Source organism: Kurthia sp. Dielmo, from assembly GCF_000307285.2.
GTDB lineage: Bacteria > Bacillota > Bacilli > Bacillales_A > Planococcaceae > Kurthia > Kurthia populi.
The window spans coordinates 456,687-480,638 of record NZ_HE578956.1 but is presented as its reverse complement, the minus strand read 5'-3'; the positions used below and the strand labels follow the sequence as shown (position 1 = coordinate 480,638).

Below are 23,952 nucleotides of genomic sequence, written 5' to 3'. Positions count from 1 at the left end.
TACTCCTGGTAATGTGATTTCTAAGCGGTTCACAGTGCTACGACTCCTTTCGCGAATACAGGGCCATCTGAACATACTTTTTTATAGCCACCGTCCGTTGTATCGCATACGCAAGCGTAGCAAGCCCCGATTCCGCAACCCATACGTTCTTCAAATGATAAGAACCCTTTTTTACCTGGGAATGCTTGATCTACTGCTCGTAACATCGGCGTTGGCCCGCATGTGTAGAACGTATCAAACGCTGGATTTTTTTCATTAATTAATGTTGTAACAAAGCCTTGATGACCACTTGAGCCATCTTCTGTCACGATATATGTTTCACCTAATTGATTGAATTCATCTTCGTAGAAAACATCTTTAGCTCCACGGAACCCTAACACATGAATGGTTTTCACACCGCGTTCATTTAAGCGTTTTGATAGCTCATATAGGGGCGGTACACCAATACCACCACCTACTAATAGCGCTGTTTCGCCTGGTTGGGTTTCCTCAACTGGGAAACCATGTCCTAGAGGTCCTAGTACATCGACAACGTCTCCCACTTGTTTTTTAGAAAGAACGTCCGTACCACGTCCGCCAGCACGATAAAGCATCGTAAACTGCTTGTTGTCGTGATCGATATTCGCAATGGAAATCGGACGGCGTAAGCTAGGTTCATAACTATCCGCAACGCGTAAGTGAACGAATTGTCCGGGTTCTTGCATTTGGTCTGTAAGCTGGCCTTCTAGCGTAATCTCGAAAATACTATCCGCGACTTGCTGTTGACGCACTACTTTCATTTTTTCTTGTTGGATCATTAGATGCGCACCTCTACTTGAGCTTTTGGCATTGGCATTGCTGTGAATGTCATTGATTCGATAACTTTTAAAATTGCATCTGCTGTATCAAGTGAAGTTAAGCAAGCGATACCGTTCTCTACCGCTTCACGACGGATACGGAAACCATCACGCGCTGGTTGTTGACCTTTTGTAAGCGTGTTGATGATTAGCTGTGCTTCACCTTTTTGGATGACATCAAGTAATGTTGGGCCATTTGAGCCGATTTTATCAACGATTGTTGTTTGAATTCCTGCTTGTGCTAATGCTTTCGCTGTTCCTGGTGTTGCGAAGATTGAGTAGCCGATTTCTACAAAACGTTTTGCAAGCTCTGTTGCTTCTGCTTTATCTTTGTCTGCTACAGTCATTAATACTGAACCGTGATCTTCGATTTTTGTACCTGCTGCAACGAAGCCTTTGTAAAGTGCTTTTTCAAGCGTTGCATCTTTACCCATTACTTCACCAGTTGATTTCATTTCAGGTCCTAATGTTGTATCGACACGACGTAGTTTCGCGAAGCTGAATACTGGTACTTTAACGAAGACACCTTCTTGGATTGGTGCTAATCCTGTTGGATACCCTTGGTCAACGATTGATGTACCAAGGATGGCTTTTGTTGCTACATTGGCCATTGGGATATTTGTAATTTTACTTAAGAATGGTACGGTACGTGATGCACGTGGGTTTACTTCAATTACATACACTTCATCATTTGAGATAACGTATTGGATGTTCATTAATCCTTTAATACCAAGACCTAATGCTAGGCGTGTTGTGTAATCCACTAATGTATCAATATGTTTTTGAGATAAGTTTTGTGGTGGGTAAACCGCGATTGAGTCGCCTGAGTGAACCCCTGCACGTTCAATATGTTCCATGATCCCTGGGATACATACATTTGTACCATCACAAATTGCATCTACTTCGATTTCTTTACCAGTTAAGTAGCGGTCGATTAATACTGGGTGCTCTGGTGATGCTTCAACTGCAGTTTCCATATAGTGTTTGATTTCGTCTGTGCTATAAACAATTTGCATTGCGCGTCCACCAAGTACATATGAAGGACGTACAAGCACTGGGTAACCGATTGATTCCGCAATTTTCACCGCGTCTTCTGTGTTTGTTGCTGTTTTACCAAGTGGTTGTGGGATATTTAATTCGTGAAGTGCTTCTTCGAAACGGTCACGAGATTCTGCACGGTCGATTGAGTCTAGTGATGTACCTAGAATTTTTACGCCACGTGCTTCTAATTTATCTGCTAAGTTGATGGCTGTTTGACCACCGAATTGGACAACCACACCTTTTGGTTGCTCTAAATCGATAATGTGCATCACGTCTTCGATTGTTAATGGCTCGAAGTATAATTTATCTGAGATTGAGAAGTCAGTCGATACCGTTTCTGGGTTTGAGTTGATGATGATTGCTTCGTAACCTGCTTCTTGGATTGCCCATACTGAGTGTACTGTCGCATAGTCAAACTCAACCCCTTGACCTATACGAATTGGACCAGAGCCTAATACGATCACTGATTCACGATCTGTTTTGATTGACTCATTTTCATCTTCGTATGTGCCATAGAAGTACGGTGTTTCTGATTCGAATTCTGCTGCACAAGTATCAACCATTTTGTACACTGGGATGATGCCATTTGCTTTACGGAAGTCGTATACATCGCTTTCACTCATGCCCCATAGTTTACCGATTGTTTCATCGGCGAAACCAATTTTCTTCGCATGACGTAATACTTCAACGTCTTGAACATTGTCTTTTAATGTTGTTTCGTAATCGATGATGTTTTTGAATTTATTTAAGAAGAATAAGTCAATTTTTGACCATTCATGAATTTCTTCGATTGTTACGCCGCGACGTAATGCTTCACCTAGGAAGAATAAACGTTCATCGCCCGCTTTTGTGACACGTTTTTTAATCCATTCATCTGAAAGATCTTCCGCGTGCTTCATTTCAAGATGCTTGTGACCTGTTTCTAATGAACGTACGGCTTTTAGCATCGCTTCTTCAAAGTTACGACCGATAGCCATTACTTCACCGGTTGCTTTCATTTGTGTACCAAGGTTACGTTTTGCACCTTCGAATTTATCAAATGGCCAGCGTGGGATTTTTGCAACAATGTAGTCAAGTGCTGGCTCGAAGCAAGCGTATGTTTTACCTGTTACAGGGTTGATCATTTCATCAAGTGTTAGGCCAACAGCAATTTTTGCTGCAAGCTTCGCGATTGGGTAACCCGTTGCTTTTGATGCAAGTGCTGATGAACGTGATACACGTGGGTTTACTTCAATGATGTAGTAGTTGAAGCTGTCTGGGTCAAGTGCTAGCTGTACGTTACAGCCACCTTCAATGCCTAGTGCGCGGATGATTTTTAATGATACGTTACGTAGCATATGGTATTCGCGGTCAGATAATGTTTGTGATGGTGCTACAACGATTGAGTCACCTGTGTGAATGCCGACTGGGTCAACGTTCTCCATGTTACAAACAACGATGGCATTGTCTTTTGAGTCACGCATTACTTCGTACTCAACCTCTTTGTAGCCAGCGATTGATTTTTCTACTAAACATTGTGTTACTGGAGAGTATTTTAAGCCAGATGCAACGATTTCGTGAAGGTCTTGGTCATTTTCACAAATACCACCGCCTGTACCGCCTAGTGTAAAGGCTGGACGTACGATAATTGGATAACCGATTTTTTTTACGAATTCTTCTGCTTCTTCTACTGTGTGTACGATTTCTGATTCTGGTGTTGGGACATCTAGTTCGTACATTAAGTTACGGAATAAATCACGGTCCTCTGCTTGGTTAATGGCATCTAATTTTGTACCTAAGATTTCTACATTTAGCTCATCTAAAATACCTGAGTTATGAAGCTCGATTGCCATATTTAAACCTGTTTGACCACCTAGAGTTGGTAAAATCGCGTCTGGGCGTTCTTTACGGATAATACGAGATACGAACTCAAGGCTAATTGGCTCGATGTATACTTTGTCAGCGATTTGTGTATCGGTCATGATTGTTGCTGGGTTTGAGTTAATAAGAATAACACGGTACCCTTCCTCTTTAAGTGAAAGGCAGGCTTGTGTACCTGCGTAGTCGAATTCTGCGGCTTGACCGATGATGATTGGACCAGAACCGATTACTAAAATGGATTTGATATCTTGGCGTTTAGGCATGTTGTTGTTGCTCCTCTCTAGTATTGTTATTCATTAACTCGATAAATTCGTCGAATAGGTGGTTCGGATCTTCCGGACCAGGTGATGCTTCTGGGTGATATTGTACCGTGAAGGCTGCTGCTGTTTTGTGGCGTAGTCCTTCACATGTGCTGTCATTTAAAGCAACATGTGTTACTTCTAGGTCTGTTGCAGCAAGTGAATCCATATCTACTGCGTAACCATGATTTTGAGATGTTAATTCTGTACGACCTGTACGTAAGTCTTTTACTGGGTGGTTCGCACCGCGGTGACCGAATTTCAATTTAAATGTTTGTGCACCACTTGCTAATGCGAATAGTTGGTGACCTAAGCAAATACCGAATAGTGGCACTTTTCCGATTAAAGTTTTAATCGTTTCAATTGCTTCTGGTACATCAAGTGGATCCCCAGGTCCGTTTGATAGCATGATGCCATCTGGGTGGTAAGCTAGCACTTCTTCTGCGGTTGTGTTGTAAGGGACAACGACTACATCACAGTTACGTTTATTTAATTCGCGTAAAATCCCGTGCTTCATACCGAAGTCCATTAGGACAACGCGTTTGCCACGTCCTGGAGATGGATATGCGCTTTTTGTTGAAACTTGTTCTACTTGGTTTGTTGGGAAAGTTGTGCCTTGTAAGCGTGCCACAACTTCTTCTACATTGACGTCTTCATTTGTCGCTGTTAAGTATCCTTTAACAGAACCTTCGTTACGAATAAGGCGTGTTAGTTTACGTGTGTCGATGCCTTCAATACCTGGAATGTCTTTCATTTTGAAGTATTCATCCACTGTGCCTTCGTTACGGAAGTTTGATGGTGTTTTTGCTAGTTCATGTACGACGAACCCTTTAATTGCTGGTGAAATCGTTTCGAAATCATCACGGTTCATCCCGTAGTTACCAATTAGTGGGTAGGTCATTGTTACGATTTGTCCGCAGAAAGATGGATCAGATAATGTTTCTTGATATCCTGTCATCCCCGTTGTGAATACGACTTCACCGTCCGAACCTTTGTCACTACCAAATGCTTGCCCTTCAAATACTTCCCCTGTTTCTAAAATGAGTTTTCTTGTTGTCATTATGCTTCCTCCCATACGATCTCACCATTGTAGATTGTTTTTTGTGGCCATCCATACGCTTTCCAGCCATTGAATGGTGTGTTTTTCCCTTTTGATTCAAAATTCTCAACGTCGACTGCTTGTTCATTATCTAAGTCAATCAGTACGATGTCTGCAGATTCGCCGACATTTAATGTACCGTATGGCAATTTGAATAGTTGTGCCGGTTTAACCGTCATCCAATCAATTAGTTGGCGCAGTGTCCATTTTCCTGTTTTCACAAATTGTGTATACAGTAATGGGAACGCTGTTTCAAAACCGACAATGCCGAATGGTGCGCCAACCATACCGCAGCATTTTTCATCATGCGTATGTGGTGCATGATCCGTTGCGATACAGTCGATTGTGCCATCAAGTAACCCTTCATGTAATGCTTCCCAGTCATCTTTCGCACGTAATGGCGGATTCATTTTCCAGTTTGCATCATCTGAAGGGATGTCCATTTCCTCTAAAATTAGATGGTGTGGACAAACTTCAGCAGTTACACGAATGCCTGCTTTTTTCGCATCGCGTACGGCGCGTACCGATTCTTTTGTTGAAACGTGGCAGACATGATAATGTGCACCAGCTGCTTCAGCAAGTAGTACGTCACGTGCGATTTGAACAGATTCACAAATTGATGGAATCCCAGGCAAGCCTAGTTCGTGATTACGTTTCCCTTCGTGCATAACACCGTCGTAGATAAGTGAATTATCTTCACAGTGTGCAACGACCGCTACCCCAAGCTCCGCTGCATCTTTCATTTGCTCGTACATTGTTGAAGCTAATTGTACGCCGACACCGTCATCAGAGAAGGCAACTGCGCCATTGTCTTTTAAATCTTTAATGCTTGTACGTGCGTCACCTGATTGGGCGACTGTTAGTGAACCGTACGGTAGCACACGGATTTTAGCGCTTTTCTCGATAAGACGATTAATTAATTGTAAGTTTTCAACTGAGTCTGGAACTGGCTTTGTGTTTGGCATTGCGCAAATGGTTGTGAACCCACCTTTTGCAGCAGATGCTGTTCCTGTTTCAATTGTTTCTTTATGTTCAAAGCCTGGCTCACGAAGGTGAACATGGACGTCAACAAAACCCGGCGAGGCCATGCAGCCTTTACCATCGATTGTTTCGTCTGCTGCTTGTGATACTTTTGCCGCAACTTCTGCGATGTTACCATCATTGTCGATTAAAATTTCACCTGCTGATAAGTTCCCTGCTGCATCTACTAACTGGATGTTTGTGATTAATTTTGACATTAGTTTCTCCCCTTTAAGATCGTTTCTACGATAGCCATGCGAACGAATACGCCGTTGCGTACTTGCTCGAAGATTCGCGAGCGGTCACACTCAACGAGATCGGAGTCAATTTCTACTCCGCGATTCACTGGTGCCGGGTGCATGATGATGGCGCCATCTTTCATTTGCTGTTCACGTTCTTTCGTTAAGCCGAATTGTGCGTGATATCCTTCTGTTGTAAAACCGTCGTATGCGGCATCACGTTCATGTTGAACGCGAAGTAACATGACGACATCACTTGTATGTAGTAACTCATCCCAATCGTGATGTGCCTCGCTGTAGTCGCCTTGCCATTCTTTGGGGCAAACAAAGTGAACGTTTGCCCCAAGTCTTTGTAGTGCGGATGCATTTGATTTTGCAACGCGGCTATGGGACACATCCCCCACGATTGTAACATTTAATCCTTCGAATTTGCCGAACTCTTTGAAAATTGTGAATAAATCGAGTAGACATTGTGACGGATGCTGGCCTGCACCGTCACCTGCATTGATTACGGAGACGTTGATGCCTTCTAGTAATTCCTTGTAGTAGGCATCATCTTTATGGCGAATGACTACTGCGTCCATGCCGATCATCTCTAACGTTTTCACTGTGTCATACAGTGTTTCGCCCTTTAATGTACTTGAGAATCCTGCTTCAAAGGGAATGACTGTAGCGCCAACTTTGCGCTCAGCCGTTTCAAAGCTTGTTTTCGTACGTGTACTTGGTTCAAAAAATAGGTTTGCAACTAAGTAGTCTTGTTCTAGTTGTGTAGGCTCGCCTGCTTCAAACGCTGCGGCTCTTTTTAAAATCGCATAGATTTCTTCGTTAGATACTTCTTCAATTGACAGTAAATTTTTCATCATAGTGCCTCCAAATTTATTCTCGCTCACAGTCGAGATTTTAATAAAAAAGCCTCCTTAGTTATTTTAAGGAGGCGGAGGAAGGATATTACAGTAGAGGTATGCGAGTACGCCCCTCTTAGCTGTAGTATTGACCCTTCTGTGCCTCTCTGGGCAACCCTTAAAAGGTAATGCTGTTTAATTCTTATTAAGTTGTTGTTCTTTTTTTTCGTCTGCTAACAGCTCAAGGTCTGGCTGCGCTTTACCCGGTAAGATGATGTTTAGTAGGACACCGACGATTGCCGCTAGTGCCATACCTTCGATTGCAAAGTCATATCCTTTAATACCGAATGCGTTTTCCCATAAGAGCTTACCGCCGCCGATACCTAAGATTAGAATAACTGATGCAATCACAAGGTTACGACTGTGGTCGAAATCAATTTTGTTTTCGACTAGCATGCGTAGCCCGCTTGATGCGATGATACCGAATAGTAAGATCGATACGCCACCAAGCACTGGTGTTGGAATTGTACTTACTAAAGCCATTAGCTTTCCTGAGAAGGACAGTAAGACGGCAAACACTGCTGCACCACCGATTACCCATACGCTGAAGACGCGTGTTAAAACAAGTACGCCGATATTTTCACCGTACGTTGTTTTTGGTGGACCACCGATTAGAGATGAAATTAGTGTACCGAAGCCATCACCTAGTAATGAACGGTGAAGCCCTGGACTTTTAATGAAATTGCGGTGTACGACTTTCCCTAAAACAAGTTGGTGTCCAATATGCTCTGAGATTGTCACGATAACGATTGGTACCATTGCAAGTAGCAACGTCGACGTTACCTTGAAGTCATAATCTATACCAGGAATTAAGAAGTCTGGTGAAGCAATCCACGCTGCTTCTGTTACTGCAGTGAAGTTAATAAAACTTGTACCTGCAATTTGGTCTGAAATAAGGGCCGCAATATAGCCGACAATCAAGCCGATTAAGATTGGCATCGTGCTGACAACACCTTTTACAAAGTTGTTGACGATAATCGCTGCTGCTAGTGTAATGAGTGCGATAACAAAGTACGATGCATGATATACTTTCGTGCCGTTATCTAGTGTTTCATTCATTGCCATGTCAACTGCTGTGCCCGCTAACGCTAAGCCGATAACCATAATAACAGGGGCTACGACGATTGGCGGTAAAATGCGTAAAATCCATTTATAGCCTGTCTTCCAAATGAGCAGTGACACAATCCCGTATACGATCCCGACTGCCATTGCGCCAATCATCGCACCACCAGGGCCACCTGCAGCTTTCGTTGCTACTAAGATAGGAGCAATAAAGGCAAATGATGAACCTAAATATGCAGGTACTTGAAAACGTGTTATTAATAAGAAGAACAATGTTGCGACACCACTCGTTAAAAGGGCGATAGCTGGTGATAATCCTGTCAATGTTGGCACTAAAATCGTTGATCCAAACATTGCGAACATATGTTGTAAACTTAATGTAATTAATTGACTGCCTTTTGGTTTGTCATTGATATCTAAAACAGTTTGATTTGACATATCTTTCAACTTCCTTCTTTGCTTCTACCTACTCGTAAATTGCTACTAAATCTTCGTCGTCTACTTCTACCATGTGGACAACGACGCGTTCGTGGCTTGCCGTCGGGATGTTTTTCCCTACGAAGTCCGCGCGAATTGGTAACTCGCGGTGGCCTCGGTCAACTAGTACGGCTAGTTGAATTTGTGACGGACGTCCAATATCCATAACCGCATCCATTCCTGCGCGAACTGTACGACCTGTGTACAGTACATCATCAACTAGTACGACGGTTTGGTTTGTCAAATCGTGTGTAATATCGACCTGCTGTACTGTCGCTTCACCATTCAATGTTTTTGTTGAAAGATCATCGCGGTACAGAGAAATGTCTAACTCTCCTGCACGAATTTCCTTTTTCTCAATCGTATTGATTTTTTGTGACAGGCGCTTCGCTAAGTATGCACCGCGCGTTTTAATTCCTACTAAAATGACGTTATCGATTCCTTCGTTGCGTTCGATAATTTCATGTGCGATACGAGTTAGCGCTCTGTTCATCGCTGCTTCATCTAAAATGTCGGCCTTCTTTGTCAACTGGAACTGCCTCCTTTCTTTCAATAAAAAAACCTCTTGAGCATAAGGCCCAAGAGGTTGTATAGGTATACTGATAGATATGTCAAATAAACTGCATAACTCGACGCAGTAATCCCACATTCTTCGCATCCCTTCTCAGCCTCTCTGGACTGTCTTTAAAAGGTGAATATTAAGATTTTCACTGACACAATTATAGACCTTCATGACTTAAAGTGTCAACAGCCTATTTGTTAATTTTCGTATTCGCTACCTAAACGAGCTAATAACGCTTCAAAATCAGCAGGTATTGGTGCAGAGAACTCTAAGTACTCATTTGTGCGTGGGTGCACAAAACCTAAAACGCCCGCATGTAGTGCTTGGCCACCAATATCCATTGTTTTCTTCGGTCCGTATTTTGGATCCCCAACAAGTGGATAGCCAATATAGTTCATATGCACACGAATTTGGTGTGTACGGCCTGTTTCAAGACGGCATTCAATTACTGTGTAATCTACACCAAAGCGGCCTGTTACTTGGAAGTGTGTCACAGCGTGCTTACCGTTATCGACAACGGCTTGTCTTTGACGATTTTTTTGGTCACGACCGATTGGTGCATCGATTGTTCCTTTGTCATGTGGAATATGACCATGTACAAGTGCTGTGTAGCGACGTGTTACTGTTTTATCAACAAGTTGTTGAACAAGTTTTTCATGCGCCATATCATTTTTAGCGACCATTAATAGACCTGATGTATCTTTATCGATACGGTGAACGATACCAGGGCGCACGACACCATTAATGCCTGATAGGTCGTTACAGTGATGCATTAAACCATTTACTAATGTGCCTGTTGCATGGCCTGGTGCTGGGTGTACAACCATACCTTTTGGTTTGTTAACAACTAAAACATCTTCATCTTCATAAACGATTTCTAACGCTAAATCTTCTGCGATGATTTCAAGTGGTTCAGCTTCTGGCTCATCCACGCTAATATGGTCATGCTCTTTTACTTTATATGTTTTTTTACTTTATCTCCGTTAACGAGTAAATGTCCCTCTTCAACAAAGTTTTGAATTTGCGTACGAGACCACTTTTCTTGCATTGATGCTATTGCTTTATCAATGCGGTTTCCGGCAGTATCTGCTTGTACTATAAAATTTTCAGTCATAAAATTATTTCTTCACCTTTCCTTGTTTTCCTTCAAAAAATAATACATAAATAATCATTAAAATTACGCCAAATGTTAGCGCCATATCTGCAATATTAAAGATTGGGAAATCGTAGTCGATTACTGGAATCCAAAAGCTTGCAAAGTCCACTACTTCGCCGCGCGTTAAGCGGTCGATGAAGTTCCCAATTGCGCCGCCTAGAAGCAGCATTAGGCTCGTCGCAAATAACGGCTTGCCTTTTCCTTCTTTGTGGAAGTAATAAATGATCGCGATAATCACAACCACCGTAATGATTGTAAATAAACCTATTTTGCCTTGCATCATACCCCATGCTGCGCCTTGGTTACGATGTGAGTAAAGTGAAAAAATAGGGTCCCAAACAACGATTTCTTGGCCCTCTGTCATGTTTTTCACAATGCCCCATTTCGTCAGCTGGTCAACAATAATGACAAAGAGTGCAATTAAATAATATTTAAACACGTGACGTATCCTCCGTTTTCCATGAATCTAACCTATTTTACCACATATTGATACGAGAACAAATTGAACGATTAGCGAATTCCATAAGCATAAAAAAAGAACCGTACAATGTACGATTCTTTTTCGTAAAGATAAAAAATTATTTTGCTTCTAAATCAACGTCTGCAAAGTTTTCTTCCACAACGCTTGCACAGCGTTCGCAAAGGTCTGGATGTTTTTCGTTGTGACCAACTGTTTCATCAATTGTCCAGCAACGTGCACATTTTTCGCCTTCAGCTTTAACAACCGCTACGGCTACAGTTTCTGTTTTCACACATTCTTCTGTTGCGTTTGCAAGGTCATCTAACACAAATTCAGATACAATCATCATTTGTGCGAAATCGATTGATGCATCAGAAAGAACAGCTTTTGTTGCTGCATCTGCGTAAACGGTTGCTTTTGCTTCTAATGATTTACCGATAACTTTTGCTGTACGTGCTTCTTCTAATGATTTTAGAACTACATCACGAACAGCCATGATTTTTGTCCATTTTTCAGTTAATGCAGCGAAGTTTTCTTTTTCAACAGCATCTGGCATATCTGTTAATTGTACAGATTCCTCTGTTGTCCAAGCCATATAACCAAACATTTCATCCGCTGTGTGAGGAATGATTGGTGCAAGTAATTTCACTAATGCATTTAATGTATCGTACATAACGGATTGCATTGCACGACGCGCGTGGCTATTTGGTGCTTCTACATAGACAACATCTTTCGCAATGTCTAAGTAGAATGAGCTTAGTTCTGTTGCGATAAAGTTGTTTACTGCTTTATAAACTGTTGCGAATTCATATGAATCATATGCTACGCGCACTGTTTTGATTAATTTTTGAAGTTCCATATACATGTATTGGTCTACTTCACGTAAATCTTCGTATGCAACATAGTCTGTTTCTGCATTGAAATCTTCTAAGTTACCATGAACAAATTTTAAAGTGTTACGTACTTTACGGTACATTTCAGAAACTTGTTTTAACATATCCATTGAGATACGAACATCTGCAGTATAGTCTACTGAAGCTACCCACATACGTAAGATATCTGCACCGTATTGTTGCATGATTTTCGCTGGTGCGATGATGTTACCAAGTGATTTCGACATTTTACGGCCATCGCCATCTAATACGAAACCATGTGATAATAAACCTTTGTATGGTGCATAGCCATTAACCGCTACTGATGTGATTAATGATGAGTTGAACCAACCACGGTATTGGTCAGAACCTTCTAAGTAAAGGTCTGCAGGGTAGCTCATACCACGTTCAGCTAATACACCTTGGTGAGAAGAACCTGAGTCGAACCATACGTCCATAATGTCGTTTTCTTTAGAGAATTCGCCATTTGGAGAGCCCGCATGTGTAAATCCTTCAGGAAGTAATTCTTTAGCTGTTTTTTGGAACCAGATATTTGAACCGTGTTCACGGAATAATTGTTGTACGTGCGCGATTGTTTCTTCTGTAATGATTTCTTCGCCGTTTTCAGCGTAGAATACAGGGATTGGAACACCCCATGCACGTTGACGAGAGATACACCAGTCACCACGGTCACGAATCATATTGAATAGACGTGTTTCGCCCCATTCAGGTGTGAAGTTCGTGTCGCGGATTGCTTGTAATAATTCTGGACGGAATGAATCAATTGATGCAAACCATTGTGGTGTTGCACGGAAGATAACTGGTTTTTTCGTACGCCAATCATGTGGGTATGAGTGTTCGAAGAATGTTAGGCTTAGTAATGCGCCAAGTTCTTCTAATTTTTCACAGATTGGTTTATTTGCTTTGTCATAAAATTGACCAGCGAATTCGCCAGCAGCTTCTGTTAATACACCACGGTTATCTACAACTGAAAGGATTTCTAAGCCGTAACGTTTCCCAACTTGGTAATCATCCTCACCATGTCCAGGTGCTGTGTGTACGCAGCCGGTACCAGCTTCAAGTGTTACGTGATCGCCAAGCATCACAAGAGATGTACGATCGAATAATGGGTGTTTTGCTGTGATGTTTTCTAATTCCGCACCGTTGATTTCACGGTCGATTTGTACATCTTCCCAGCCGATTTTTTCTGCTACTGAATTTAGTAAATCTTTTGCAACAACGAATTTGCGGTCGTTTACTTTTACTACAACATATGTGAATTCAGGATTTACAGAGATACCTAAGTTCGCTGGTAATGTCCAAGGCGTTGTTGTCCAGATAACGATTTCTTCGTCATTATTTAAAACACCTTTACCATCTTCTACTTTAAATGCTACGAAGATTGATGGTGATTTGATGTCTTTGTATTCGATTTCTGCTTCTGCTAATGCAGATTCAGAAGATGGAGACCAATAAACTGGTTTTAAGCCTTTGTAGATATAGCCTTTTTTCGCCATATCGCCGAATACGCCAATTTGACGTGCTTCAAATTCTGGACGTAATGTGATGTATGGGTTTTCCCAGTCACCGCGTACGCCGATACGTTTGAATTGTTCACGTTGGTTACTAACTTGCTCTAATGCATAATCTTTACAAAGTTCGCGGAATTCTGCGATCGACATTTTTTTACGGTCATGTCCTTTGTTTGTTAATGCTTGTTCGATTGGTAGACCATGTGTATCCCAACCCGGAACATATGGTACATAGTAACCCGTCATTGAACGATGGCGGTTAATCATATCTTTTAATACTTTGTTCAATGCGTGACCCATGTGGATATCACCGTTTGCATATGGAGGTCCATCATGTAACACAAATGGTGTGCGGTCTTTTGTACGTTCAAGCACTTTCGCATTGATATCCATTTCTGCCCATTTCTCTTGCATTTTTGGTTCCATATTTGGTAAGTTTCCGCGCATTGGGAAATCTGTTTTCGGCATTAATAACGTTTTTTTGTATTCAGCCATTCGTAATTCCTCCTCAAAATTAATCCATAAAAAAACTCCTCGCCCCAAACAAGGGACGAGGAGAAGTTAACTCGCGGTACCACCCTAATTGCATAGTTAGACTATGCCACTTAAGAACACCTTAACGCGGTGGTAACGAGATGGCTTACTAAAGTTCAGCAATCTAGCTCAAGAGTGATCTTCAACCTTATCTGTACCGTTCGAGCTCTCACCATCCTCGAATCGCTATACCGCAGCATAAAGTTTACTGTCTCTGTCAGTGCTTTTCATTCATATGTTGCAATTATAGAAAATTGCGACGAGAACGTCAAGCGGTTATTCTTCGTCTGGTAATTCAATCGCTTCGACATTATCGACATCAGGCACTTTAATTTCATATTCCATTAAGTGATCCCAGTCTTCTGACTCGATTAAATCCAGTTGTGCTTCCACAATCATTTTGAAACGATTACGGAATACTTTTGAATGTTTTTTCAGTTCTTCGATTTCAAGTGCCACTGTACGTGCTTTCGCTAATGCTTCATTAACGATACGGTCTGCGTTTTTTTCAGCCTCTTTCACGATTAGTTTTGCTTCTTTTTGTGAATTGCGACGGACTTCTTCTGCCGCCTCTTGTGCGACAATAATTGATTTTTGAAGTGTATCCTCTAGTGAGCTATAATGGCCTAACTGATCATGCGCTGATGCAAGACGGGCTTCTAGCTCACTTTTTTCTTTTAACACAAGATCCATATCTTTCATTACTTGTTCCATAAATTCATTAACCTGGTCCTCGTTGTATCCACGGAATGAGCGGTCAAATTCTTTATTATGTATATCAAGTGGTGATAACGGCATACTATCTCTCCTTTTATCTGCAAGTTCAACTTATTCATTATTATACCGTTCTTTTGACAGAACTTCATCTGTAAAACGGCAAAACAAAGTTATTTCCGTTCCATTTTACCAATTTTTAGGCGTAGTTTTTCTTTCTTTGTGCGACCTTCTATCGATTCAATAAATAAACGACCGACACCACGAATCGAAATTAAATCTGCCTCATGTAATTCAAAGGACGTTTGTTCACGCACTGCATAGTTTACTTTCACTTTGCCAGACTCAATATATAACGCGGCTTTTTGACGTGAAATGGCTGGATAGCTTGAGGCAATGACTGTATCAAGGCGGAGTGATGAAGCCGTGATTACGGACTCCTGCCATTCTTCTGTTGCAGGAAGTAGTGTTGTTGAGGAATCTACTTCTTGCACAGTCACCTTGCTTTTCGCGATTGATGTTAAATTGGCACGTACATAGTCTGCTACCTCGCGTGCTACAACAAACTGCACAATGTCCGTCCCCACTCTTATATCCCCGAATTTTGCGCGTTCTAACCCTAAGCTAAGTAATGCGCCTAGAACATCAGGATGTTTTAGTTGCACAAATTTAGATGGATAGCGTACAGAAAGCATCGCAAACTGAAACTCGTCTGCCACTGGCTCCACATAGCTCGGGTATATTAATGCACGCTGACGCTCTGAATAATCACTAAAGCCACCATGAAACGCTACTTGTGTTTCGCCATTTGTACCGATAAGAGATTGTACAATCGTTCGCTGACGTGGATCTAAAAAAGGTGTTGTTTTTGGCGCATAAAAATCTTCCACTTGACGCTTCCATTCAAGCACTTGCTCAATAAACTCATGCTCATCGGGTCTAAAATGTTGTAGTAGATGATCCATTTTTTCTTCCTTTCTAAAAAACAAAAACTCCTTACGCCAATGCGCGAGGAGCCTTATTTAGTACATAATGATAGACTGACTAGTTTATAAAATATAGCTCAACACACGGTATAAGCCTATTTGAATAAAGTTCAATGCTAATAACGCAATGATTGGTGAAATATCAATCATACCAATCGGTGGAATAATCTTACGGAAAATCGATAAATACGGTTCTACGATTTTTGATAAAATTTCACCAAACTTTGATTCTTGCAACCCTGGAAGCCAGCTCATTAAAATGTAAATAATAATGGCGAATGAATAAACTTGAAATGCTAAAGCAATAATATCCATGCGTGTACTTTTCTCTCCTTAGTGGTAGCCTAGTACTTATCTTCTTCGTAATAGTATTCTGAAATCGCACCATCGATTTCAACATTATCTGGCGTACATAAGAAAATATCGATACCAATTTTATTTATTTCACCGTCTAGTGCGAATACTGTACCACTTAGAAAATCAATAATACGCTTCCCATTTTCTTTATCAATACGTTGTAAATTAACAACCGCAGATTTTTTATTGCGAATGCAATCCGCAATATTTTGCGCTTCTGAATACATACGAGGCTCAAATAAATTGACCTTTGTTGTACGATTCATGCTCACGACATTATTAGCTTTTTTTTCCACAACTTGCATTTGTGCTACTTGTTGAGGTGGTAGATTTGATGCTACTTGCTGTGTTTTACGTTGTACAGGCTGTTGCACCTTACGTGGTGTTGCCATTTGTTGAGGTACAGGCTGCTGTTTTAGCTGCTGTACTTGTTGTGGACGCTGTTGCTGCTGTGGTTGTTGCTGTTGTGGTCTTGCTTGTTGTTTCGGCTGTGCTACTTCTTCTTCATCAAATTCATCATCGCGATTATCTAAATAGAAAAAGTCTTTTAAAAAGTTTTTCATTGCGGAATCCTCCTATCAGTCGAGTCCAACTAAAGCTGTACCAATACGAACGTATGTAGATCCCTCTTCGACGGCGATTGCATAGTCGTGTGACATGCCCATCGACAATTCGGTGCAAGGCGCATGCTCATATTGTTTTGCAGCGAGTGATAATTGAAGCTCTTTTAGTCCTTTAAATGTATTTCGAATGATTGTGTCGTCTTCTGTATTCGGCGCCATTGTCATTAAACCGACAACGCGAATATGGTCATATGCTTTCAGTTGTTCAATAAAAGGCTCAACTTCTTGTACCGCTAAGCCATGCTTAGAATCCTCGCCCGATACGTTTACTTGGACGAAGCAATTTACTGTTTTGGTTGCACGTTTATTAATTTCTTCCGCTAAACTTAATCGATCTAATGAATGGATGAAATCAACAGTATCTAATACTTTACGTACTTTACGTGTCTGTAATGAGCCAATATAATGCCAAACTGCACCATCTGTAATGGTTTCTTGCTTTTCAAGTAATGGTTCAGGGCGATTTTCACCTAGATGATGAATCCCTGCAGCAAGTGCTTCCTCGGCACGCGCTGTTGTGACTTGTTTTGTAACCGCAATAATCGTTACTTCTTCAGGATTGCGCCCTACTTTCGCGCAAGCTGCATCGATATTTTGTTGTATACGTTGTAAGTTATCAATAATTCGTGTCATGATTAATCCCAGCTTTTCAAGTTACTTGTTTATCATATTATTTTCATTTTATCAAGCACAGCCATATTAATCAATAAATTCCCATGAACCACGAAGATTTAAGCAAAATCTATTCATACTATCGTCTATTCCCGATGGCAATTCATCAAAAACATTAAAATTGTGTAACAAAATTTTAACAGATAAAAAAGCAGGAATCGTAATAGACACGATTCCTGCTTTTTTTATTAAATCCCTTGAAGGAAATAAGCTAACACTCATTCCACTCAAAACATTCTAGCGATTACGACGGTTACGGTTACGTAAGAATGTTGGGATTTCTAATTCGTCTTGTTGAGACTGTTGTTGTTGTGTTTGTTGAGGCTGTGTTTGTTGCACAGGTTGCTCATATTGATGCTGCACAGGTTGGTGCGTTTGTTGTACAGGTTGTTGGTGCGTTTGTTGTGGAGCTGGACGTGATGGTTGCACTGGACGCTGGCTACCACCTTGACCATTTGGATACGCATTATGTGTTTCAGAGAAATCTGTCGCGATAACTGTCACGATGATTTCATCTTTTAAGTTATCATTGATTACGGCACCGAAGATGATATTTTCATCGTCGTCTGGTGCAGCAGCACTTGAGATGATGTCCGCTGCTTCTTGGACTTCAAATAAGCTTAGGCTTGAGCCACCAGTGATGTTTAATAATACACCTTTCGCTCCGGCAATGGATGTTTCAAGTAATGGACTTGAAATGGCTTTTTTCGCTGCTTCTTCTGCGCGTTTTTCACCAGTTGCAATCCCAATACCCATCAGTGCTGAACCTTTGTTAGACATGATTGTTTTCACATCGGCAAAGTCAAGGTTGATTAAACCAGGTACAGCGATTAAATCTGAAATACCTTGGACACCTTGGCGTAATACGTTATCCGCTTCACGGAATGCTTCAAGCATTGGTGTATTTTTATCAACGATTTCTAATAGACGGTCGTTTGGAATAACGATTAATGTATCTACAGCTTCTTTCATCGTTGCAGTACCCGCTAATGCTTGAGATTGACGTTTACGGCCTTCGAATGAGAATGGGCGTGTAACAACACCTACTGTTAATGCGCCTAAATCACGAGCGATTTGAGCGATAACAGGGGCTGCCCCAGTACCAGTACCGCCACCCATACCTGCAGTGACGAATACCATATCAGCGCCTTGTAGTGTTTCTTCTAGTTGTTCTTTGCTTTCTTCAGCAGCTTTTTTACCTACTTCAGGGTTGGCACCTGCGCCTAAACCACGAGTTAGTTTATCCCCGATTTGTAATTTAATATCTGCTTGTGATGTTAATAATGCTTGTGCGTCGGTATTAACTGCGATAAATTCTACACCTTGTACCCCATGTTCAATCATTCGGTTTACTGCGTTGTTACCGCCGCCACCAACACCAATAACTTTAATTACTGCTAGTGGGTTTTCGTTCTGTTCGAAACCAATCATCTCTATTCCTCCTATTTCTTCAGTCACTATCTATCGTTATGAAACGTTAATTAGTCTAAAATCCCTTTGAAGATTTTCTTTACTTTATCGCTGAATTTTTCTTTTGGTTGATGATTTGTTTCTTCATAATCATCTCGTGGTGCTGGTTGTTGGTACTCCATTTGCTCTTGTTCATGCGATGGTTGTGCTGTACCTAACATCATATCATTTGAAGGTTGATTGAAATCACCTTCGTATTTATTGTAAAACTGATTATCAGCGTGTGCATAACGAATTAAATTCACAGCTGATGTGTATTCAGGGTCACGAACGCCAATATATTGAGGTGCTGCAATACGGACACGCGTTTGTAGACAATCACGTGCGAGTTGTGCGATACCTTCTAATTTAGCAACGCCACCTGTTAATACGACACCACCTGGTAAGCCTGAAAGATTTTGACGATAGAATTCATCTAAAATCAATTCGAACAGCTCTTCAAGACGCATACTAATAATTTCAGAAATATAGCGTTGGCTAAATTGTTCTTTTGCATCTGCCCCAATGACAGGCACATCGAAAACTTCATTATCCGATGCTTCATTGAAATAAGCATGACCATATTCTAGTTTGATTTTTTCAGCTTGCTCCGTCGATGTGCGCAGTACGAGTGATAAATCCTTCGTAATATTTTCGCCACCTACTGGAATAATCGATGCATGTAGTAATTGATCGTCTTTAAAGACTGCGATTGTCGTTGTTTCGCCACCGATATCAATCAATGTCGTTCCACGATTTCGTTCATCTTTTGTTAACGCAAATGTGCCCGATGCTAACGGTTGCAAGTAAATTTCTTGGATATCTAAGCCTGCTTTTTCTACACAACGTAAGACATTGTGTAACACCGTTTTAGATGTTGTAATCATCGTTGCATCTACTTCAAGTCGAATGCCTAGCATGCCGCGAGGATCTTTAATTTCTGATACGCTATCTACTGTGTAATAGCGAGGTACTAAATTAATATGCTCACGATCTGGTGAAAGAGACATCATCTGAGCAGCGTCTAATACGCGGTTTACATCATCAGACGTAATCTCACGATTTTCATCGTTCTTCACGACAGCTACGACGCCCTTTGTATCTTGAAGCATCACATGAGCTGCTGGAATTCCTAAAATGACCTTATGTATAGACATACCGATCATTCGTTCAGCTTGGTCCACTGCACGTTTTATCGATTGTACTGTCGCATCAATATCCACAATGCTTCCTTTACGAATGCCTGTAGATTTCGCATTTCCTACACCAATAATGTGTACGGCCTCATCACTGACTTCGCCAATAATACATTTTACAGATGTAGAACCAATATCTAATGATACATATACTTCTGGTTCACCCATTAAGGCACCTCCTTATAAAATGATTTTTTATTACCTTATAGTTTATTGCAAAACTTTTTTATTGTCTAAAGATAGTATGAAAAACAACTTTTTAGTATGAAATTCGCTATACCTTTTCCCTACATTTCTTATATAGAAACACTGTATACTCCGTATTATTTCATATTTTTCAAAAGATTACACGCCACAGCAGGAAATATTCACAAATTCACTATTTTTAATACTTCTTAAATGAATTAGCAACCTCCATGTTGTAGACGCCTTTTTGAGTGCCACCTTTTTTCGCACGTTGCACCATTGCCGGATAGTACTGGAGCTTATATGCTAAATTTTTAACATCGATGTAGACGATATTACCATCCGTCATATAGAGCTTCGCATATTCACCATATTTCTTTTCAGTATTTGGTGAGATTTCCGAAATGGAATGAAGCAACTCAGCATCTAGTTGACTCAATTGTTTCACCGCATTTTGACGCTTTTCTTCATTGCTGAAACCCGTCATAATCGGCATATCAATTTCAGTAATATCTTTTGGTGTCGGTAAAATCACTCCATTTTCCAATACATATTCAATACGATTTGTACTATCACGGACATATGCAACTGGCTTATACTCCGTAATTTTTACATGAATATCACTTGGCCACACACGACTGACAACTGCTTTTTTTACTGTTTTTTCTTGTGACAATCGTTTTTCAACAACACGATTTTTATAACCCCAAAGAGAGTCCCCAGCATGTAAATCACTTTGCTGCTCATAATACTCCGCTGACTTTAACGTTGCGCCTTTCACCGTTACGCTGTCGATATGGCTAATCGGCAATTGTAAGTAAAGAAGTGCGAGCAGACACACCGCAAGGATACTCATAATGATGGCAAACTTTTTCGTATGCTTGTTCATCTTTTTGGGTGGACGCTTTTTTTTCTTCGGCTTGTTTGATGAAGTCGTATCATTAGCGGCCTCTTGCAACTTAGAAAATTCGATAATTTTCTCCATGTGCTACTCACTTCTTTCTTCGTTTATTGCTGTAACGCCTCTACTGCTTTGACGAAGCGCTCGCCACGTACTTCAAAGCGAGAATATTGATCCCAACTTGCACATGCTGGTGATAGTAAAATAACATCACCTTCGTTTGAAACGGCATATGCTTTTTCTACAGCATCTTCAATCCACTCAGCACGTTCAATTGTTTCAATACCACAAGACTTCGCAAATTCTGCAAAACGTTCCGCTGTTTCACCTGATACGACAACGGCATGAACATTTGGCATAAATTCACGCAATTCTTCGAATGAATGTCCGCGATCCAAACCACCTGCTAGTAACACAATTGGTTGTTTGAAGGCTGACAAGGCACTGCGTGTTGCAAGTGTATTTGTCGCTTTTGAGTCATTGTAAAATTTACGGCCATTCCACGTTGTCACAAATTGTGTACGGTGTTCTACGCCCGCAAATGTTGCTAGAACGTGTTCCATCGCTTGTTGTGGTGTATCAAGTAATTTTGCTGCTGCAATCGCACACATCGCATTTTCAACATTATGCTTACCTGGTAGCGCAATCATGTCGCGCGCCATTAGCACTTCTCCATTCCAGTAAATATTGTCAGCATCACAGCTAATCCCTTGTTCAAGGATGCGTGTTGATGAAAATGGAATTTTTTGTGCTTTTGATTTCGCCGCATATGATGATACGATTTCTTGGTCTGCATTATAGATTAAGAAGTCTTGCTCATCTTGGTTACGCGTTACATTGAATTTTGCTTTCGCATATTCTTCCATTGTGCCGTGGTAATCGATATGTGCTTCAAATAAATTCGTCCAAATCGCAATATGCGGTTTAAATTCATTTGTGCCCATTAGTTGGAATGATGATAATTCCGTGACGATGACATTGTCTTGCTGTGCTTTTTCAGCAACGCCACAAGCGACCGTACCGATATTGCCAGCGATTAATGGTTTTTTATTACCTTCGTTCAAAATATTAAATAACAATGTTGTTGTCGTTGTTTTACCATTTGAACCAGTAATCCCAATCATTGGTGCTTCACTTACTAGATAAGCTAATTCCACCTCGGTCCATACCGGAATGCCACGTTCAATTGCATCTTTAACGATGATATTTGAATAAGGAATACCTGGGTTTTTGACAACGACTTCGAAGCCCTCATCAAGTAAATCTTCTGGGTGACGACCACAAATCACATGCATACCTTGCTCTAAAAGACGTTTTGCATCGTCATTGTCCTCAAATGGTTTTGAGTCATTGACCGTTACAAATGCGCCTAATTTGTGTAATAATTCCGCTGCTGCCACGCCACTTTTTGCTAAGCCTAATACTAATACTTTTTTATGTTCGAACATTGTTATTTTTTTCATCCTATAAAACCTCCGCAACCACTGCAATCACTGCTACGATTACTCCAACGCCCCAGAATGTAAGCACAACGCGCCACTCTGACCAGCCAGATAATTCGAAGTGGTGATGAATTGGGGTCATTTTAAATACACGTTTCCCTGTTTTTTTAAATACCGCTACTTGGATCATAACAGAAGCTGTTTCTACTACGAATACAAGGCCGATAATTAATAATAAAATTTCTTGGTGCGTTAAAATTGATAACGTCGCTAAAGCGCCACCAAGTGCTAATGAGCCTGTATCCCCCATGAAGACTTTCGCTGGGTTTTTGTTGAAGATAAGGAAACCTAATAATGAACCTGCTACCGCAAAGGCGAAAACAGCTAAATCATACTGTTCTTGTACGAATGCGATAATGGCATACGCTAAGAAAGCAACAGCTCCTGTACCTGATACGAGACCATCTAGACCATCTGTTAAGTTCACAGCGTTTGAGAAGCCAACTAACCAGAAAATCATGAATAATACATATACCCATCCTAAATGAATTGAGCTATCTGTGAATGGAATGTGTAGTGCATTTTCAAAACCACCAACATTCGTAATTAAGAAGTACGCTACGATTGAAATGATGATTTGTAAAATTAATTTTTGAATCGACGTTAGGCCTAAATTACGTTTGAAAAATACTTTCATTCCGTCATCTAGGAAACCAACGATACCAAAGCCAAGAAGCACGATTAATAATGCAACAGATTCTGCTGAAATTAAGCCCTTCCCTGCCCCGATAATTAATGTTGTTAAAATAATTGAAATTAAGAAGATGATACCACCCATTGTAGGTGTACCTGCTTTTTTCATGTGAGATTTTGGACCTTCCTCACGAATACTTTGACCAAATTTCAAGCGGTGTAATGCAGGGATTAACATCGGTGCAAGAATCGCTGAAATGGCGAATGCGACGATTAACGTCAAGAAAACTAATGATGCTGACATGTTTTTATTGCTCCTTTTAAACTTTTAAATACGTTATCTATCATAGTAGTTTCACTTTAAAATTAAAAGGTTTTTTCTAGAAAAGCCCTTTACAAATTCATCACAATTATGACTAAGCGATAACATTGTTCATTTTCAATATGAAACAGGAAAAAACCGAGCGTGGGCACGGTTTTAAATTTCCTGACATATAACTGTCGCCTAAACGACTATTTTTTTGTTTTTTTGTACTTTTTGCATCCGTTTGCTTTAACGTAAGGGTTAGTTTTGAATCGGCATCTAATGTTGTGCCTTCTGGCAGTGACTGTTTTGTCACAAAGCCCTCTCCTTTTATCGTAAACTGATGACCACTAAGTGACTGATAGGTCAACACATCTCGCAGTGACCAGCCTTTAAACGAAGGTAGCTGAATGATATCGCTATCTGTTTTCAAGAACAGACGTGCACCCTCTAATACTATTTCGCCTTTTTCTGGATA

The 23,952-nt window shown here is 40.8% G+C and carries 20 protein-coding genes, 1 pseudogene and 1 other annotated feature; all 21 genes and pseudogenes read right to left on the bottom strand.

Translation table 11 applies throughout. From position 1 onward, the window contains the following. Positions 1-29: 29 nt before the first annotated feature. Positions 30-797: a dihydroorotate dehydrogenase electron transfer subunit gene (locus KTHG_RS02700; protein ID WP_020189386.1), complete on the bottom strand. Its 768-nt coding sequence runs from the start codon at positions 795-797 to the stop codon at positions 30-32. Continuing rightward, positions 797-4,000 carry a carbamoyl-phosphate synthase large subunit gene (carB, locus tag KTHG_RS02695; RefSeq protein WP_020189385.1) on the bottom strand — a complete coding sequence of 1,068 codons (3,204 nt, stop codon included), beginning with the start codon at positions 3,998-4,000 and terminating at the stop codon, positions 797-799. The genes KTHG_RS02700 and carB overlap by 1 nt, the downstream gene beginning before the upstream one ends. After that, positions 3,993-5,096: a carbamoyl phosphate synthase small subunit gene (locus tag KTHG_RS02690; RefSeq protein WP_020189384.1), complete on the bottom strand. Its 1,104-nt coding sequence runs from the start codon at positions 5,094-5,096 to the stop codon at positions 3,993-3,995. The genes carB and KTHG_RS02690 overlap by 8 nt, the downstream gene beginning before the upstream one ends. Continuing rightward, positions 5,096-6,373: a dihydroorotase gene (locus KTHG_RS02685; RefSeq protein ID WP_020189383.1), complete on the bottom strand. Its 1,278-nt coding sequence runs from the start codon at positions 6,371-6,373 to the stop codon at positions 5,096-5,098. Before KTHG_RS02685 ends, KTHG_RS02690 begins: the two co-directional genes overlap by 1 nt. Continuing rightward, entirely contained in the window at positions 6,373-7,254 is an 882-nt protein-coding gene (locus tag KTHG_RS02680) for an aspartate carbamoyltransferase catalytic subunit (protein WP_020189382.1), read from the bottom strand. The genes KTHG_RS02685 and KTHG_RS02680 overlap by 1 nt, the downstream gene beginning before the upstream one ends. 177 nt (positions 7,255-7,431) lie before the next feature. After that, entirely contained in the window at positions 7,432-8,796 is a 1,365-nt protein-coding gene (locus tag KTHG_RS02675; RefSeq protein WP_020189381.1) for a uracil-xanthine permease family protein, read from the bottom strand. 28 nt (positions 8,797-8,824) lie between these two features. Continuing rightward, positions 8,825-9,364, bottom strand: a complete 540-nt coding sequence (gene pyrR / locus KTHG_RS02670; RefSeq protein WP_020189380.1) for a bifunctional pyr operon transcriptional regulator/uracil phosphoribosyltransferase PyrR — start codon at positions 9,362-9,364, stop codon at positions 8,825-8,827. A gap of 230 nt (positions 9,365-9,594) precedes the next feature. Further along, positions 9,595-10,511, bottom strand: a pseudogene (locus KTHG_RS02665) (RluA family pseudouridine synthase). Positions 10,512-10,515: 4 nt separating this feature from the next. Further along, positions 10,516-10,992 carry a signal peptidase II gene (gene lspA / locus KTHG_RS02660; RefSeq protein WP_020189379.1) on the bottom strand — a complete coding sequence of 159 codons (477 nt, stop codon included), beginning with the start codon at positions 10,990-10,992 and terminating at the stop codon, positions 10,516-10,518. Between the two features lie 139 nt (positions 10,993-11,131). Then, positions 11,132-13,912: an isoleucine--tRNA ligase gene (gene ileS, locus KTHG_RS02655; RefSeq protein ID WP_020189378.1), complete on the bottom strand. Its 2,781-nt coding sequence runs from the start codon at positions 13,910-13,912 to the stop codon at positions 11,132-11,134. Between the two features lie 48 nt (positions 13,913-13,960). Further along, positions 13,961-14,181: a binding site (T-box leader), on the bottom strand. Positions 14,182-14,227: 46 nt separating this feature from the next. Further along, positions 14,228-14,749 (bottom strand): DivIVA domain-containing protein, encoded by a 522-nt coding sequence (locus KTHG_RS02650; protein ID WP_020189377.1) that lies wholly within the window; start codon positions 14,747-14,749, stop codon positions 14,228-14,230. Between the two features lie 89 nt (positions 14,750-14,838). Continuing rightward, positions 14,839-15,630: a YlmH family RNA-binding protein gene (locus KTHG_RS02645; RefSeq protein WP_020189376.1), complete on the bottom strand. Its 792-nt coding sequence runs from the start codon at positions 15,628-15,630 to the stop codon at positions 14,839-14,841. Between the two features lie 84 nt (positions 15,631-15,714). Then, positions 15,715-15,966: a YggT family protein gene (locus tag KTHG_RS02640; RefSeq protein WP_020189375.1), complete on the bottom strand. Its 252-nt coding sequence runs from the start codon at positions 15,964-15,966 to the stop codon at positions 15,715-15,717. Positions 15,967-15,995: 29 nt separating this feature from the next. Further along, entirely contained in the window at positions 15,996-16,571 is a 576-nt protein-coding gene (locus tag KTHG_RS02635) for a cell division protein SepF (RefSeq protein ID WP_020189374.1), read from the bottom strand. A 15-nt stretch (positions 16,572-16,586) separates the two neighbouring features. Next, entirely contained in the window at positions 16,587-17,264 is a 678-nt protein-coding gene (locus KTHG_RS02630) for a YggS family pyridoxal phosphate-dependent enzyme (protein ID WP_020189373.1), read from the bottom strand. Between the two features lie 276 nt (positions 17,265-17,540). Next, complete coding sequence (ftsZ, locus tag KTHG_RS02625; protein ID WP_020189372.1) at positions 17,541-18,734, bottom strand: cell division protein FtsZ; 1,194 nt, start codon at positions 18,732-18,734, stop codon at positions 17,541-17,543. 50 nt (positions 18,735-18,784) lie between these two features. Then, positions 18,785-20,116, bottom strand: a complete 1,332-nt coding sequence (gene ftsA, locus KTHG_RS02620) for a cell division protein FtsA (RefSeq protein ID WP_020189371.1) — start codon at positions 20,114-20,116, stop codon at positions 18,785-18,787. 217 nt (positions 20,117-20,333) lie between these two features. Beyond that, positions 20,334-21,119 (bottom strand): cell division protein FtsQ/DivIB, encoded by a 786-nt coding sequence (locus tag KTHG_RS02615; protein WP_020189370.1) that lies wholly within the window; start codon positions 21,117-21,119, stop codon positions 20,334-20,336. Positions 21,120-21,142: 23 nt separating this feature from the next. Then, on the bottom strand, positions 21,143-22,498 hold the full coding sequence (gene murD, locus KTHG_RS02610; RefSeq protein WP_020189369.1) for a UDP-N-acetylmuramoyl-L-alanine--D-glutamate ligase: 1,356 nt from the start codon (positions 22,496-22,498) through the stop codon (positions 21,143-21,145). Between the two features lies 1 nt (position 22,499). Further along, on the bottom strand, positions 22,500-23,474 hold the full coding sequence (gene mraY, locus KTHG_RS02605; protein WP_020189368.1) for a phospho-N-acetylmuramoyl-pentapeptide-transferase: 975 nt from the start codon (positions 23,472-23,474) through the stop codon (positions 22,500-22,502). Positions 23,475-23,586: 112 nt separating this feature from the next. Then, a partial coding sequence (locus KTHG_RS02600; protein WP_044527200.1) for a PASTA domain-containing protein occupies positions 23,587-23,952 on the bottom strand: 366 nt, incomplete at its 5' end.

Coding starts and splice junctions, on each gene's coding strand:
- KTHG_RS02635 (WP_020189374.1), bottom strand. CDS start 16,571: ATGAAAAACTTTTTAAAAGACTTTTTCTATTTAGATAATCGCGATGAT.
- murD (WP_020189369.1), bottom strand. CDS start 22,498: ATGAAAAAAATAACAATGTTCGAACATAAAAAAGTATTAGTATTAGGC.
- KTHG_RS02680 (WP_020189382.1), bottom strand. CDS start 7,254: ATGAAAAATTTACTGTCAATTGAAGAAGTATCTAACGAAGAAATCTAT.
- KTHG_RS02640 (WP_020189375.1), bottom strand. CDS start 15,966: ATGGATATTATTGCTTTAGCATTTCAAGTTTATTCATTCGCCATTATT.
- ileS (WP_020189378.1), bottom strand. CDS start 13,912: ATGGCTGAATACAAAAAAACGTTATTAATGCCGAAAACAGATTTCCCA.
- KTHG_RS02615 (WP_020189370.1), bottom strand. CDS start 21,119: ATGGAGAAAATTATCGAATTTTCTAAGTTGCAAGAGGCCGCTAATGAT.
- KTHG_RS02630 (WP_020189373.1), bottom strand. CDS start 17,264: ATGACACGAATTATTGATAACTTACAACGTATACAACAAAATATCGAT.
- KTHG_RS02675 (WP_020189381.1), bottom strand. CDS start 8,796: ATGTCAAATCAAACTGTTTTAGATATCAATGACAAACCAAAAGGCAGT.
- KTHG_RS02685 (WP_020189383.1), bottom strand. CDS start 6,373: ATGTCAAAATTAATCACAAACATCCAGTTAGTAGATGCAGCAGGGAAC.
- ftsZ (WP_020189372.1), bottom strand. CDS start 18,734: ATGATTGGTTTCGAACAGAACGAAAACCCACTAGCAGTAATTAAAGTT.
- mraY (WP_020189368.1), bottom strand. CDS start 23,474: ATGTCAGCATCATTAGTTTTCTTGACGTTAATCGTCGCATTCGCCATT.
- ftsA (WP_020189371.1), bottom strand. CDS start 20,116: ATGGGTGAACCAGAAGTATATGTATCATTAGATATTGGTTCTACATCT.
- carB (WP_020189385.1), bottom strand. CDS start 4,000: ATGCCTAAACGCCAAGATATCAAATCCATTTTAGTAATCGGTTCTGGT.
- KTHG_RS02650 (WP_020189377.1), bottom strand. CDS start 14,749: ATGCCGTTATCACCACTTGATATACATAATAAAGAATTTGACCGCTCA.
- KTHG_RS02700 (WP_020189386.1), bottom strand. CDS start 797: ATGATCCAACAAGAAAAAATGAAAGTAGTGCGTCAACAGCAAGTCGCG.
- KTHG_RS02690 (WP_020189384.1), bottom strand. CDS start 5,096: ATGACAACAAGAAAACTCATTTTAGAAACAGGGGAAGTATTTGAAGGG.
- KTHG_RS02645 (WP_020189376.1), bottom strand. CDS start 15,630: ATGGATCATCTACTACAACATTTTAGACCCGATGAGCATGAGTTTATT.